We start from the raw sequence: 14,627 nt of genomic DNA, 5'->3' as shown, positions 1-14,627 counted from the left end.
AAGGGGCGGGGTCAGGGTTGGTCGGGGCAGTGGATGGCCGGGCAGGTGGTGGCCGTCACTGTCCCGCCGCTGTTCCGAATCTCGTCGAGGCTGTGGCGGTAGCTGCTGGCCTGCGGCGCCAGCGCGATTGCACATTGCACCGCGGCCTCGGCGGCGGCCGGACAGCCGAGGTGTAACAGAGCGTATGCGCGGTTGTTCCAGCCGGCCGCGGAGTGGGGCAAGGCGCGGACCAGTCGTTCGTAATAGCCGGCCGCCAGCCTGTATTCGCTGCGCTGAAAGGCGCTATTACCCAATCCCAGCAGTGCCAGCGGTTGCTCTGGCCAGCGCTCAAGCGCGGCGCCGTAGGCGGCGCTGGCGGCGTCACTTTGTCCGCTGGCCTCCAGGTCAGCGGCGGCAGCCATAAAACGTAGCGGCTCTGCGCTGGCGGGCAGTTGCTCGGGGCGAGTCACCACCACCGCCCAGTGTTGTGCCCGGGCCCAGGTTTTCTCAAACAATGACATTGGTATCGCGTAGCGGGCCCGGTCGCCGGAGCGCAGCAACAGCTGTTGCTGGCCCAGGTCGTAACCAATGACCACCGCATAGTGCCAGTGGGGCCACCAGTCAAAGCGCAGGTTTTGCAGCACCAGTACCGGATTGCCGGCCGCCAGCTCGGTCAGCAGTGCGCCCAGGTCGGGAGCTAATCGATAGGCCAGGCGCTGGTACTGACGGGTGCGGGCGACCAGTTCAATGGCGAGGCTGCCGCCGCGACCGGGGAGATAGATGTCTGGCCTGAGCTGTTCGGGAGTGACCTGGATACCGCTGTGGGCGAGGACGGTTGCCAGCGAGGCGGGGCCGCACTGGTTGTCCTGTTGCGGGTAGTGGGGCAGGCCAACCAGCTCAATGGCGGCGGGCAGTTCCCCGGGGAAATGGCTTGCAAGCGGAGGTTGGACGGATTGCCGGGCGCAGGCACCCAGCAACAGGCTGCTGGCCAGCAGCATACCGCGCAGCCACCAGCTCGCTGGCGCGGTGATTGCGGCAGTCAATTGGCCTACTTGTTGATGCAGTGCACGAAGGTGAAGAGGTCGGTGGCACAGAGCATATCCGTAATCACGAACAACACGAACAGCATCAGTATCGCTCCCAGCACCCCGGATCCCGCCGGTTGCTCGGCCAGCTTTTCATTCAACTCGGCCAGCTCCGCCGCGGTCAGGCTGGCCACCCGCTCTTTGGCTTTTTCCGGGTCTACCCCCAGCTCCTGTAATTGTTGCTGTAATTCCTCGGTTTCCAGTGCACTGAGCAATTGCTGGCGATCGTACTGCTGTTGTTCCAGTTGCACCGCCTCGGTGGTGGAGACCAGGGCGGCGTTGGCCGCGAGGCTAAAGGTCCCGGCGAAGAGGAAAAGACCGATTAATGCGCTGACAAACAGCGATGATCTTTGCAGTGGGTGCATGCTGTACTCCGAATGGCTATCTGTGTCTGAATCTGGATTGGTGGAGGCGACTGTGATGTCAGCCAGACGCAAGGTTAACACGCTCTTTCAATAAAATAACCTGTTACTGGCGGCAGCTTGTGGAAGTTTGATGGACGTCACTTTGGCATTCTTATTGGTCGCAGATATTTCTCTGGGTGCGGTATTTGAACCAGTCGTGGTCGGGAAAAAAACAGTCGGGCAGCAGGTGAAGAAACTGCCTTCAGGGTTGGGCTTTCAGTACTCGTCGGCGAGGCTGTTTGTTCGGGCTCAGGGGCGGCAGTTCGTAATCTTCAATCACTTTGTGTTTGCGCCGTTCTGCACGGAGGCGCCTGGCTCGCAAGTAAACGGCCAGCCCCACCAGTTGAATCAATAACATTATTGCGTAAATAGTGTGTTTGTTGGGTATGTCATAGTGGCCCGGCATGTCAATTTCGATGCTGAGCAGGGACATCAAAAACAGGGGGGAGAACAACAACAGATTGCAAAAATTAATAACCAGGGCAGCGATAGCGTACTGATTGCGTTTATTTAGGGAAAACAGGGCGAAAACACCGGAGAAGCCGGAAACCATGATGCCATAAGAAGGCGTAACAGTCCCGATGACGGCCAGCACCAACGCCGCCCTGGATGTACCCTTCATCGATAGTCGCTCCTGTGCCGAGTGGAGTCGGCAGTCTGATCGAGTGCTGCAATTGGATTGATTGAGCAGGCAGTTCCTTCCTCTTGCGTATCACTATACCTTTTGCGCGCCAATATTAGCAATATCGCGTTGGCATTAAACGTAACTATAGGTCAATACGGAAGGTCAATACGGAAGGTGAATACGGAAGGTCAATATGGCAAAAAGCACAGTTTCAAGCGACACAAAACGGGCTGCGCGTCAGCGCAGCCCAAGGGGGCGATCAGGCGGCCTGATCGCCGTGAGTGTTGACCGACTCACTGCTATCGGAGTCGTGTTCGATGGCACTGCCGCCGGTGTCGATGGGAATGGTGCGGGGCTTCATGGCCTCGGGTATCTCCTTGACCAGGTTGATGGTCAGGAGCCCATTGCGCAGCTCGGCGCCGGTGACTTCGACGTGCTCGGCAAGGTTAAACTTGCGTTCGAAGGAGCGGTTGGCAATACCCTGGTGCAGGTATTTACGCTCGGCTTCGGTCTTCTTGTTACCGTGTACCACCAGTACCCCATTTTCAACATGGAGGTTCAGTTCATCCTGCAGGAAGCCGGCAACCGCCAGGGTAATGGCGTAGCGGTCCTGGTCCAGTGCCTCGATGTTGTAGGGCGGGTAGCCGGTGGAGAGTCCCTCGGCATTGAGGGCGCTATCCAGCATTGTCGCCAATCGGTCGTAGCCGATGCTGTTGCGATAGAGCGGGGTAAGGTCAATTGATTTCATAGCATATCCTCCATTGGAAGCAATACATTACAAAAACAACCTCTGCCGGCGCCATACTCGCAGAGTCCTGACTCCGGCAAATATTATCTGGGGATCAGTCGTATATTTTTCAATACGGGTTTTGATTGAAAGTGCAGGCTGGCGCTCACTCTTTCTCTGCCGCCATCTCCCGCAGGGATCGAAAAGCTGCCAGCGCCATTTCCCGGGACTCCTTCAGGTCGACCACCGGGCGGGGGTAGGTTTTACCCAACTCCACCCCCGCCTCGGCCAGCACGGCGGCGGGTGCGGTCCAGGGCTGGAACAGGTATTTGTCCGGCAGGGCGCTGAGCTCCGGCACATAGCGACGGGTATAGTTGCCGTGCCGGTCAAATTTTTCGCCCTGGGTCACCGGGTTGAAAATGCGGAAGTAGGGTGCGGCGTCGGCGCCGCAGCCGGCGATCCACTGCCAGCTGGCGCTGTTGCTGGCCAGGTCGGCATCCAGCAGGCAGTCCCAGAACCAGGCCTCGCCGTGGTGCCAGTGCAGCAACAGGTTTTTCACCAGGAATGAGCCCACGATCATGCGCACTCGGCCGTGCATATAGCCGGTCTGCCACAGTTCGCGCATGCCGGCGTCGACAATCGGGTAGCCGGTTTGCCCCCGCTGCCAGCAGCGCAGCAGGGTCTCGTCCTGGCGCCAGGGAAAACGGTCGAATTTACCCTGCAGATTGCTGTGGGGCAGCTCGGGAAAATAGTAGAGCTGGGTGTAGGAAAATTCGCGCCACCCCAGTTCGCTTTTGAAGTGGTCGACATTGCTGTTGTCACCGCTGAGCTCGACCGCGTGCCAGACTTGCCGTGGCGAGATCTCCCCCCAGTGCAGATAGGGGGACAGGCGCGAGACGTTGTCCCGGGCGGGAAAATTGCGCCCGTCCTGGTAGTCGGCCAGGCCGTCGTCGATAAAATCCTGCAGGGCGCCGGTGGCCGCCGCTTCGCCCGGTTGCCAGTGCTCCATGAGTGGCTGCTCCCAGCCAATGCCGGGGAGCAAGTCGAGCTGGTCGATATCGAGGGCGCCAAAGTCACCCCGGGCCAGGCTTAATTTGGTTGGTGCCGCAACTGGTGGCGGCACCGGCGCGGCGTTGAGGCAGCCCTTGCGATAGTAGGGAGTGAATACCTTGTAGGGGGTGCCGTCTTTTTTCAGGGTTTCCCAGGGTTCCCACAGGAGTGCAGCTTTGTGGCTATGGGCACCGATTCCCTGTTGCTGCAAGTTGCTTTTGATGGCCTGGTCGCGCTGCGTGCGCCAGGGCTCGTAGCAGCGGTTCCAGTATACGGCGCTCACCGGGTGCTGCGCACAGAGGTGGGCGATTACCTCGTCAGCGCGACCGCGGTAGACCCTGAGGCGACCGTCGAGACTGTCGTTGAGTGCGCCCAGGGAGTGGTGCAGCCAGCAGCGACTGGCGCCACCCATTTGCTGGGCGCCGGCAGTATCATCATCGAGGATATAAATCGGCAACACGCGACCGGCGCTGGCGGCCTCGCTCAAGGCCGGGTTGTCGGAGAGTCGCAGGTCCTGTCGGAACCAGTGGATAACCAGTTTGGCTGCCATAAATAAAATCCGTTGTCGAAGTCTTGTCAGTTTTTGTTTTGTTCCTCAGCGGCACTGTGTCAGCTGTGCGCCAAGTCCGTCTGTGATGGGGTGCCGCCGGGCTCAGCAGGGAACCTCAGCGCCATCCCAGGCGAATACCTTGCCGCTGTCTGCTGGCTGCAGTTGGTCGATGACTGACAGTAGCCGCTGGGCGGAAAAGTCCGCACTAAATAATTTTTCTGGCGCGACATTTTTTTGGAAGGGGGCCGACAAGTCCGTCGCCACCGTGCCGGGGTGCAGGCCGACCACGGTGACGGGGCGCCGCAGGCGCTGCATCTCCAGGCTCGCGGTTTTCAGCAGCATATTGAGTGCCGCTTTGGAGGCCCGGTAGGCGTACCAGCCCCCCAAGCGGTTGTCGCCAATGCTGCCAACCCGGGCGGAGAGGGCGGCAAACACCGACCCGCGTTGCGGCTGCATGGCCGGCAGGAAATGCTTTAGCAGCAGCGCCGGGGCGAAGCTGTTGATAGTGAAGACCCGGGTCAGGTTGTCGAGGTCGATATCGCGCAGGGATTTTTCCGGCTTCAGGCCCTCGCTGTGCAGAATGCCGGTGGCGACAATAACCAGGTCGAGTGGGCCGTCAGCGGAGGCGATGGCTGCGGCTGCGCGGATACTGTGTTCGTCGGTGATAGCAATAGGGTGGCAGCTGACATTGCCCGGCTGGGGCTCCAACCGACTGCGGGAGAAGGCGTAGACTCTGGTGTTGTCGCGGTCGCGCAGGCGAGCTAGCAGGGCGGCGCCTATGCCGCCGGAGGCCCCTATAAGGGCAACCCGGGTCTGTGCGGTAGCGGTTGGCGCAACATCAGCCGGCTCGGTGTGGGTGCTGGGATCGGTGCCTGTGATCATGTCGACGCCTGTGGCTGGATGCCGTTAGTAAAATGTAGGTGGTTGGAAAGCAGGGAGAAAAAGCACGCGTGTCGCGTTGCGCCCTAAGTCTCAATGCCGCGGCTTTTAATTTCTCGGCAGCGAGCCCACGCTGTGACGGCGACACGCAGTTCACAGTGATCGCGTACGCTTCGTCACCAAGACTTGTTTGCAATTGGTTACGCGGCAAGTGATCAAACCGATCTAAAAACTTGTACAAAAAATAGTATCGTATAAGTATTAAGTTGTACAGGCTTGAGTTCTGTACAATAATTGCAGGCCATACCAGCCCCAGTGTCGCGGAAATCTATGGTCCTTGAATCGTCACCCTCCGATAATCACTGCTTTCCCATTCGCGAATTGAGCGCCCGCACTCGGGTCAACACCGTCACTCTCCGCGCCTGGGAGCGGCGCTACGGCTTGCTCAAGCCCAAGCGCACGGATAAGGGGCACCGCCTGTACAGCGAAGCGGACGTGAAGCGGGTCGAGCAAATACTGGCCTGGACCTCGCGCGGGGTCCCGGTAAGCAAGGTCAGGGCGCTGCTGGAGCAGCGGCACGCCGCCGACCCGGTGGCGATAGCTATGGCGGATCCGGCCGGGCAGAGTCAGCAGCTGCAAGGGCTGCATTGGACCCAACAAGTCGACAGCCTGCTGGACGCCGTCAGCAGGTTTTCTGCGCAAGGGGTGCAAAAGATTCTCGCCGATGCATTCTTACAATATCCGGCGGAGCTGTGTGCCCGGCACTTGCTGGAGCCGGCAATGGCTGCATTGCAAAGCGAAGCCGCTTCCCGGGGGCAGTGGCTGTTTTTACAGAGTGAAATACTGCACTTCACCAGCCTGCGCCTGGACTTGAATCGCAAGCAGTCCCAGGGCTCGGAAATATGCTTGCTCTGTGGTCCGAACACACCACTCTGGCGACTGGCGCTGATGGGTATACAATTAGCGGATAGCAATCATCTGTTGCTGTTCTTTAACCAGCGCTGTAACGTCGATGCGTGGCTGCAGGTGGCCAGTGCCAACAGCGACAGGTGTTGCATCGTCTACCAGGATGGCAGTTGGCGGGATGACGAACTGGAACGCATCAAGACGTTGCTGCCGGTGCTGCCCGGCTTGCAGATCTGCGGCGCGGCGCCAATGATGGCAGGTTTGACCAGTGCCGATCGCTGTTTTGCTACTCCGCAACAATTGCTTGAGCACTTTTGGCGGCTGCAAAAAGTACAAAAACCGGCCTGACCTGTGTGCCGTACATACGCCTTAAACGATCACTACCCAGGGGCTGAGGGCGCGGGTTGATAGTGGAAAGCAGCGTCGCGAGCCAATGGCGCCGGTCGCTGTCGATCGCTTGTATTGCAAGCCTGGATCGTCAAATAAAGACGGGAGCGAAGTAATGAATATTCTTTTTACCGGTGCCACCGGCTTTATTGGCAGCCATTTTATCCGTCAGTTTCCGCAACATGACTACACCGTCCTGACCCGCTCACCGCAGCGGGCGGCCAGGTTGCTGCCCGGCAATATCAAGTTTATCGCCAGCCTGTCGGAGCTGGAGAGCCTGGATGGGTTTGATGCGGTGATCAACCTCTGCGGCGAGCCGATCGTGGACAAGCGCTGGAGCCCCAAGCAAAAGGACATCATCTGCCAAAGTCGCTGGCAGCCCACCAGTGAGCTGGTGGATTTGTTCGGGCGCAGCGAGCAGCCGCCAGCGACGTTTATCAGCGGATCTGCCATTGGCTTTTACGGCGATACCGGGGACCGCAAGACCAGCGAAGACAATGCACCTCTCAGCCAGGATTTCGCTTACACCGTGTGTGACCAATGGGAGCAGCGAGCGCGCAGGGCCGCAGACAAGACGCGGCTGGTCATATTGCGTACCGGGGTTGTGTTGGGTCGTGATGGTGGTGCCCTGAAGAAAATGCTGCCGCCATTCAAGTGGGGCGTCGGTGGCAGGGTTGGCTCGGGCCAGCAGTACATGTCCTGGATACACATAGAGGATATGGTCGAGGCGATTCACTATCTGCTGAACAGCCCTGAGGCCAGTGGAGTGTTCAATTTAACCGCGCCGGACGCGGTGCAGAATGACACGTTTACTAACGCACTGGCGAATGCCATGCACACCAAACCCCGCTTGCCTGTGCCGGAAACGCTGCTCAGGCTTATGCTGGGGGAGTCAGCGGACCTGTTGCTCAACAGCCAGCGTATTTATCCAAAGAGGCTGTTGGCTGCGGGTTACAAGTTTCACTTCCCCGATGTAAATGGGGCGTTGGCGGACGTGCTGGCGTCATAGTAACTGCCACTCTCGGGCAGAGGCGAGGCGCAGTGTCAGTGCAAGAATTCGCTGCGGGTTAACTCGTTGCTCTTGAAGGCTCCGCCGAGGGCATTTGTTTCGGTGTAGGAGTTGGAGTCGCGAATGCCCCGTGCCTTGACGCAGTAGTGGGTCGCCCTGATAGAGACCGCCACATCGTCCACTTCCAGTAAGGTTTGCAGGGCCAGCAGGATTTGCTGGGTGAGGCGCTCCTGTACCTGGGGTCGCTGGGCAAAAAACTGCACAATGCGATTGATTTTCGAGAGGCCAATGATTTTGTCACCGGGTATGTAGGCGACTTTGGCGGTGCCGTCGATGACCACGAAATGATGTTCGCAGGTGCTGGTGAGGTTGATATCATGCACTTTGACCATTTCGTCGACGCGCATCTTGTTGTCGATAAGCGCGACTTTGGGAAAGTGAGTGTAATCCAGCCCGGCAAAGACTTCCTGCACATACATCTTGGCAATGCGGTGCGGCGTCTCGCAGAGGCTGTCGTCGTTCAGGTCCAGTCCCAGGGTGCCGAGCACCTCGGCCATCAGGCCCTTGATACGCTGGTATTTCTGTTGGGCATTGAGGGATGTTTCGATCAGCGGGGTTTCAAGGCCGCGCTCGATCAGCAGGTCGCGCACCTTGGCAGCCTCCGGGCGAATTGCAGATGTCGCTGGTTGCAGGGTTTCCTGGCTTGGCATTTTGGGGCTCCGGTGACATTTAGAACAGGTCTTTTGATTACGTCGCTCGTGTGCAGCCGGATTACTTCCCCGATGAATTTGTGCGCCCGCCAGTCCAATGCTGCCTCGCGGGCGTAATAATCAGGTATTGAACGCGACCAGGTAACCGCAGCGAAGTTTGCGGGAGTTTCTGGTCTTTAATACTGCGGTGCTATCGGGCGAGGGTATGGAATGGCGCAATTAACAATTTTCTACGACAGTCAGTGCCCGCTCTGCGACATCGAGATGCGTCATTTGCGCGCGGCGGACAAGGCGGGAGCGATAGTCATGGAGGATATCCATGCTGAAGGGTTCGAGCAGCGCTTTCCGCACATCGACCGCGACCGGGCCAGAGCATTGCTGCACGGCCAGTTGCAGGACGGTCGTTTGCTATTGGGTTTGGACGTGACCCACCGGGCCTGGAGCCTGGCGGGGCGCGGCTGGCTTACAGCGCCGCTGCGGTGGCCACTGCTGCGACTGTTCAGTGATGCTCTCTATCGCTTGTTTGCCCGGCACCGCTATCGCATCTCGCGAGTTGTCACCGGCAAGGCGCGCTGCGATAAAAATTGCGCGATGCCGGGCGACCCTGCGGGATCAGGCCGCAGCTAACCCGGGGGCACTATGGGCTGTGGGGGCTGCGCAAAGCCGGCGCCGGCAATGCACGCCAGCGCCGTGAAGGGGATTGCTCAGCGCCTCAACGCAGTTAAACTTTATCGACGTCGGCGCTGTCCGGGCGACTGGCAAGTTGATTGATCAGGGCCTGGGCGGGGCGCTCGACATGGTCGAGCACAGACTCGATTGCCGCGTAGGCTTTCTTGAGCCAGATTTTGGCGCGCTGGCGCTCCATCAGGCTCAGGTGCTCGATGCCACTGTCCTTGATATTTTGTGCCGCCCAGAAGCTGAAACTCAGGCAATCGATTTTGCGCATGGTCTCTTCGTGCAGGGCGGGCAGCTCGGCTTGCGCCACCGGGTGGCTGTTTGCCCGAACCTTGTCGAGGACGGCGTCGACAGCGGCAAAATTGCTGCCACAGCCGCGATTCTTCAGTACGATGCAGTGCAGCTCTTCACCATGCTTGCCCAGGAACTGCTCCAGCAGCCTGGCGGAATCGACACCATCATCGACGATATACCAGTAAATAAAGGGGATTTCCGCTTCTTCGCACATTTCCAGCACGCCGCCATCTTCGAGCCAGCGCTCCAGGAAGCGCTCGCTTTGGGCGGGCAGGTCCACTACCACTTGCAAGTCGTCCTCAAGGGCGGCCTCCATGATCTGGTCGGTGCTCTCGTAGGAGTCGAGGTTGATAGGGCTGGTAAATTCCTGGTAAAAGCGGGTCAGGGTTCCGTGCGACTGATCGGCATCCAGCCCCATGTAAACCATCGAATGATCGAGACAGTATTGGGATAACAGCCGCGACACTACCGACTTGCCGACCCCACCTTTTTCACCGCCGATAAAATGAATGCTGCTCATGCGATATTGCTCCTTGGTTGAAGTGGATTTTAAAGCGCCGATAGTACCGCAAAAACACCCGGGTATTGCTGATATTTAGCCGCCCGATGCCATTTTTTTTAACCACCCCAAGGGCGCACGGGACTGGTCTGCAACTCGCCCAACCCTGATATGATAGAGTCAGTTGCAGGATCAGCAAATTTGAGCGCCAACCCCATTAATCGTTATGATCAGCGGGTCGATTCACTAGCCTGAAGGAATTAAGCCAGCCATGAAACTCTATACCTACAGCATTGCCCCAAATCCCCAGCGCATTGAGCTGGCTATCGCGGAAAAGCAGATTGAAATAGCCCGGGTACAGGTGGACCTGAAAAAAGGGGAGCAATTGAGCGCCGCGTATAAACAGAAAAACCCCCATTGCGATGTGCCCATGCTGGAGTTGCCCGACGGTACCTGCATCAGCCAGGTGCCCGCCATCGCCAGCTACCTGGAAGAAACCTTTCCCGCCAGGCCGCTCTTTGGCAGCACCGCCAAGCAAAAAGCCCAGGTCATTATGTGGGAACACCTGTGCGCCATCGATGGCCTGCAGGCCGTGGGGGAAGTGCTGCGCAATACGGCCAAAGCCATGGAAAACCGGGCCATGGTGGGGCCCCATAATTACGCCCAGGTTCCCGCCCTGGCCGAGCGCGGTCGCGCCCGCACCCGCAATTTCTTTGCCGATCTGGATAAGCGTCTGCAGGGCAGCGAATACGTGGCTGGCGACTTCTTTTCCATGGCCGATATTACCGCCTGGGTGACCTGTAACTTCGCTGGCTGGATCAAGGAGTTTATGCCGGCAGAGTGCTCGGCCCTGCAGGCCTGGCATCAGCGCCTGGCCCTGCGCCCGGCGTTTAACAGTGAACAGGGGTAGGGGTTAATACGGGGTTAGGGTTTAATTCAGGGGCAGGGGGTTGATTCAGAAGCAGGGGTTAATTACAGGCAGTTTTAAAGCTGACCCTTTGCAATGCTGATCGTTGTCACAGTTCTCTGTTTTCACCGGTTTCTGTTTTCATCGCTATCTGTTTTCATACCAATGCCTGATGGTGGCGGCGGGCTGGCTTGGTAGGATGTCATCGACACGCAAGGAGGCGACGCGATGCATCTACCTACTCACTACGCCCGGTTGCTGGTGCTGGGCCTCGGCCTGCAGGCGGCCAGCGCAACTGCAACTTATATCAATGAAATTCACTACGACAACAGCGGCGCCGATGTCGGCGAAGCCATTGAGCTCGCCGGCGCCGCCGGCACCGACCTGAGCGGCTGGAGCCTGGTGCTGTACAACGGCAATACCTCGGCGCCCTACCTGACCCGGGCCCTGAGCGGGGTGATTGGCGATCAGCAGGCCGGGTTTGGTACGCTGGCGTTCAGCTTTTCCGGCAGTGGTATCCAGAATGGCGCCGCCGATGGTATGGCGCTGGTGGATGCCGCCGCAAGTGTGATCCAGTTTCTCAGTTATGAGGGCACGATCAACGCGACCAGTGGGGTGGCTGCGGGCTTGACCAGTACAGATATCGGCGTGGGGGAATCCGGAGCCACTGCGGTGGGAACCTCACTGCATTTGCTGGGGTCCGGTTCTGCTTATGGCGACTTCAGCTGGAGCAGTTCGGCAGCGGCGTCCTTCGGTGCGATCAACAGCGGCCAGGTTTTTACTCCGGCGCTGGCATCCGCCTCAGCGGCGGCGTCAGTACCGGCACCCGCCTCCGGCTGGCTGTGCCTGGCCGGGTTACTGGGGCTACTCTGGCGCAGGTCCGGGTTTATTTGTACAGCAGGTAATAGAGCACCGGGATAAAGAACAGGGTCAGGATGGACGCCACCGCCAGGCCCGACATCATCACTACCGCCAGCGGTGACCAGAGCGCACCGCCAAACAGGTAGAGGGGTACCAGGCCCAGCACTGTGGTGGCGGAGGTCAGCAGTATCGGTTGCAAGCGGGTCCCTGAGGCGGCGACGATACCCTGTGCCAGGGGTTGGTTCCGGCAATCGATATCAATCTGGTCGATCAATACGATGGTGTTGTTGATGACAATGCCGGCCAGGCTGATCAGCCCGAGGGTGCCAAAGAACGACATGGGTTGCGCCAGGATAGTCAGGCCGACCGGCACGCCGATGATAATCAGCGGGATGGTGGCGAAGACCATAAAGGTTTTGCGGAACGAGTTGAACTGGTAGACGATTGCCACCAGCATCAGGAACAGGGCCGCAGGTATACCGCGCAGCAGTTTGCCGTAGGTCTCCGAACTGTCCGCCAGCTCGCCACCCAGCTCGAAGCTGTAACCGCCGCTCAAATCCAGTACCGCCAGCTCGGATGTGACCTGTTGCAGTAATTCACCTGCAGTGAGATTCTCACTCTTGGCGGTAATGGTTATGGTGCGCTGCTGGTTGAGGCGGCGCATTTGCGAGTATTCCAGGCGCGGCTTGAGGTGGGCAATTTGCTCCAGGGCAAAGTAGTTGCCCTCGTGGCCCACCACAATGTTGATCAAGTCTTCGATGCTGCTGCGCACATCCTCCCTGGCCTGGATAATGATGGGAAGATTGCGCTCACCTTCTTCATAGGTAGAGACCTGGGTGCCGCTAAAATAGGTTGCCAGCAGTTCCGACACCTTGGCGGTGCTGAGACCGAAGCGGCGGGCTTTGTTCTGGTCGATGTCCACCACCACGGTAAGATTTTTTTCGCCCCAGTCGTTTTCATTCTGGCTGATTCCCGGCACCTGGTGGAAGGCGTTCTCGACCTCCCGCGCCAGTCCCAGTAAGCGGTCTGGATCGGGGCCGGTAATCTTGATTTCGACGATGCCCGACTCCTTCGAGCCCATGGACAGGCGTTTGACCTTGAAGCGAGCCTCCGGGTGATTCTCGATCAGGTGGCGATTTGCCCTGGCCGCGAATTGTACCGCGTGCTCGAAATCATCGATATTGACCAGAAAAAAAGCGGTTTCCGGGGCGCTGTCGGGCGGGTTCAATGACAGGTAAAAACGCGGCCCGCCGAAACCCACGTAGGCAATATGACTGCGCACTTCCGGGTTGATGTCAGTATCCATTAGCCACTGCGCAACTTGCTGTACCGATGCTTCCGTGGCGCGAATGTCGGTGCCCTTGGGCATGTCCTGATAGATCAGGATCTGGTTGCGCTCGCTGAGGGGAAACATCTGCTGGCTCATGCTGCCCATAAACAAGAGGGAAAAGATGACGGCTGCACTGCAGATCAATAGCACCAGTGCGGGTTTGCCCAGGCTGTAGGTGAGCGCCTTCAGGTAGGTATTGACCAGACTGTTGAATATGCGCTTCTTGTTGGAGCGCTGGACCGGATCTCCCTGCCTGGCGCGGGTAGGGGCCAGCAGGTACTTGCTGATAAACGGCAAAAAGTACATGGAAGCTACCCAGGAACCGATCAGGGTGATGGCCACTACCGCCCCCAGCGAGAATGCGAATTCGCCATCCGAACCCTCCAGCAGGAAGAAGGGCATAAACGCAAAGATGGTGGTGAGGGAAGAGACCAGCAATGGGGTGGCAAATTGGCGCCCCGCCGCCAGTGCCGCATCGTGGGGTGACTCCCCCGCGCCGATACGGCGCTGGATATCCTCGACTACCACCACGCCATTATCCACCAGCAAGCCGAGGGAAATAATAATGGCGGCAATCGAGACCTGCTCCAGGTCAATGCCGAGCAGCGACATGCCGATCAGGGCAAACATGATGGCGAAGGGCACGATGGAGGCGATAATAAGCCCTGAGCGCAAACCCAGGAACAGCATGATAATCAGCAGCACCACCAGGAATGTTTGCGCCACATTGCTCATGGCGGTATTCACCGCTTCGGTGACCATGTCCGGCTGGAACGCGGCCAGGTTGATTTCGTAGCCAATGGGCAGCGAGTTCTCGAACTCGGTGAGCGTCTTGCGCAGCGCCTTGCCCAGTGCCTCAATATCGTAGCCGGACTGCATTTGCACCGAGACCACTATGGCCGGGCGGCCGTTAAAGTAGACCGGCTTGTCCTTGGGCGACGCTATACCGCGGCGCACCTCGACGATATCGCCGAGGCGGACCAGGTCGCCATTGTCCTGCAGCCTGGTCAGGAGCATGGCGATATCTTCCACACTGCTGAAGTGGCCGCTAGCCTCCAGCAGGATGGAGTTGCCCTGGGCGGTTAGCCGGCCCGCCGGTTGAATCACATTCTGGCTTTGCAGGTCGTCGATCAGGGTGGCGAGTTGTGCACCCTGGCTGGCCAGTTTGGCGGAGTTTACCTCCAGCCAGATGATTTCCTTTTGTTGGCCGTAGATGTCTACTTTGGCGACACCTTTTACCGTGTGCAAAATGCGTTGCAATTGCTTGGCGCTGTCTTCCATGTGCGGCAGGTCAAAACCTTCGGCAGTAATGGCGATGCTGGCAATGGAGACGTCGCCAAAGTTGGTGTTGACGTACGGTCCGTTGGCGCTCTGGGGCAAATCCCGGGCGACCTCTTCCATCTTGTCACGCAGCTCCTGCCACACCGGGTCGAGCTTGTTTACCGAGTCCCTGGCGCTGACGGTGATGGAGACTTTACCGGTGACGATCAGGGTTTTTATCTCGTCGACTTCGGGAATCTCGCGAATCTTGCGCTCCACCGGATCCGCGATCAGGCTTTCCATCCGCCCGGGCACCACGCCGGGCATTTCCACCGTCACCACCGATTGACGGATCGCGATTTCCGGGTCCTCGCGTTTGGGGAAGCCGTGATAGAGCAGCACCCCGGTTACGATGAGGCAGAGCATGGCCAGCACGGTCAGGCGCGAGCGGGCGAGGGCGAACTCGGTCAGGAAATGCATGGCTGTCTCC

Annotated in this window: 14 protein-coding genes; 5 read left to right on the top strand and 9 right to left on the bottom strand. The window is 58.9% G+C overall.

What is annotated here, in order from left to right:
* Positions 1–11: 11 nt before the first annotated feature.
* The 6 genes from G8764_RS06630 to G8764_RS06605 form a co-directional block, all read right to left on the bottom strand.
* Positions 12–1,022 (bottom strand): PA2778 family cysteine peptidase, encoded by a 1,011-nt coding sequence (locus G8764_RS06630; RefSeq protein WP_166163388.1) that lies wholly within the window; start codon positions 1,020–1,022, stop codon positions 12–14.
* 5 nt (positions 1,023–1,027) lie between these two features.
* Positions 1,028–1,429 (bottom strand): DUF6627 family protein, encoded by a 402-nt coding sequence (locus G8764_RS06625; RefSeq protein ID WP_166163386.1) that lies wholly within the window; start codon positions 1,427–1,429, stop codon positions 1,028–1,030.
* 241 nt (positions 1,430–1,670) lie between these two features.
* Positions 1,671–2,090, bottom strand: coding sequence for a hypothetical protein (locus tag G8764_RS06620; RefSeq protein WP_166163384.1), 420 nt, complete (start codon positions 2,088–2,090; stop codon positions 1,671–1,673).
* Positions 2,091–2,352: 262 nt separating this feature from the next.
* Positions 2,353–2,841: an Hsp20 family protein gene (locus G8764_RS06615; protein ID WP_166163382.1), complete on the bottom strand. Its 489-nt coding sequence runs from the start codon at positions 2,839–2,841 to the stop codon at positions 2,353–2,355.
* A 145-nt stretch (positions 2,842–2,986) separates the two neighbouring features.
* Positions 2,987–4,420 (bottom strand): cryptochrome/photolyase family protein, encoded by a 1,434-nt coding sequence (locus tag G8764_RS06610; protein WP_166163380.1) that lies wholly within the window; start codon positions 4,418–4,420, stop codon positions 2,987–2,989.
* A 102-nt stretch (positions 4,421–4,522) separates the two neighbouring features.
* Positions 4,523–5,302, bottom strand: a complete 780-nt coding sequence (locus G8764_RS06605; RefSeq protein ID WP_166163378.1) for an SDR family NAD(P)-dependent oxidoreductase — start codon at positions 5,300–5,302, stop codon at positions 4,523–4,525.
* 327 nt (positions 5,303–5,629) lie between these two features.
* Here G8764_RS06605 and G8764_RS06600 point away from each other — a divergent pair, with 327 nt between their 5' ends.
* Both G8764_RS06600 and G8764_RS06595 read left to right on the top strand, forming a co-directional pair.
* On the top strand, positions 5,630–6,553 hold the full coding sequence (locus G8764_RS06600; protein WP_166163376.1) for a MerR family transcriptional regulator: 924 nt from the start codon (positions 5,630–5,632) through the stop codon (positions 6,551–6,553).
* 154 nt (positions 6,554–6,707) lie between these two features.
* Complete coding sequence (locus tag G8764_RS06595) at positions 6,708–7,601, top strand: TIGR01777 family oxidoreductase (protein ID WP_166163373.1); 894 nt, start codon at positions 6,708–6,710, stop codon at positions 7,599–7,601.
* 35 nt (positions 7,602–7,636) lie between these two features.
* Here the strand turns inward: G8764_RS06595 and folE are convergent, their stop codons facing one another.
* Entirely contained in the window at positions 7,637–8,311 is a 675-nt protein-coding gene (folE, locus tag G8764_RS06590; protein WP_166163370.1) for a GTP cyclohydrolase I FolE, read from the bottom strand.
* A gap of 210 nt (positions 8,312–8,521) precedes the next feature.
* On the opposite strand from folE, the gene G8764_RS06585 reads away from it, so the two are divergent.
* Complete coding sequence (locus G8764_RS06585) at positions 8,522–8,938, top strand: thiol-disulfide oxidoreductase DCC family protein (RefSeq protein WP_166163368.1); 417 nt, start codon at positions 8,522–8,524, stop codon at positions 8,936–8,938.
* 94 nt (positions 8,939–9,032) lie between these two features.
* Here the strand turns inward: G8764_RS06585 and G8764_RS06580 are convergent, their stop codons facing one another.
* Complete coding sequence (locus G8764_RS06580; protein WP_207951737.1) at positions 9,033–9,800, bottom strand: P-loop NTPase family protein; 768 nt, start codon at positions 9,798–9,800, stop codon at positions 9,033–9,035.
* Positions 9,801–10,050: 250 nt separating this feature from the next.
* Between G8764_RS06580 and G8764_RS06575 the strand changes: the two genes are divergently transcribed.
* Positions 10,051–10,689 (top strand): glutathione S-transferase family protein, encoded by a 639-nt coding sequence (locus G8764_RS06575; RefSeq protein ID WP_166163366.1) that lies wholly within the window; start codon positions 10,051–10,053, stop codon positions 10,687–10,689.
* Between the two features lie 225 nt (positions 10,690–10,914).
* Entirely contained in the window at positions 10,915–11,607 is a 693-nt protein-coding gene (locus G8764_RS06570) for a lamin tail domain-containing protein (RefSeq protein ID WP_166163364.1), read from the top strand.
* On the opposite strand, the gene G8764_RS06565 is transcribed toward G8764_RS06570, so the two are convergent.
* The gene (locus G8764_RS06565; RefSeq protein ID WP_166163362.1) at positions 11,573–14,617 is read right to left on the bottom strand and encodes an efflux RND transporter permease subunit; all 3,045 of its coding nucleotides are present in this window, start codon (positions 14,615–14,617) and stop codon (positions 11,573–11,575) included. The two genes, G8764_RS06570 and G8764_RS06565, sit on opposite strands and share 35 nt — an antisense overlap.
* Positions 14,618–14,627 lie beyond the last annotated feature (10 nt).

It is taken from the genome of Pseudomaricurvus alcaniphilus (assembly GCF_011440395.1).
In the GTDB taxonomy this organism is placed as follows: domain Bacteria; phylum Pseudomonadota; class Gammaproteobacteria; order Pseudomonadales; family Cellvibrionaceae; genus Pseudomaricurvus; species Pseudomaricurvus alcaniphilus.
This window is presented reverse-complemented; position numbering and strand designations above follow the sequence as displayed.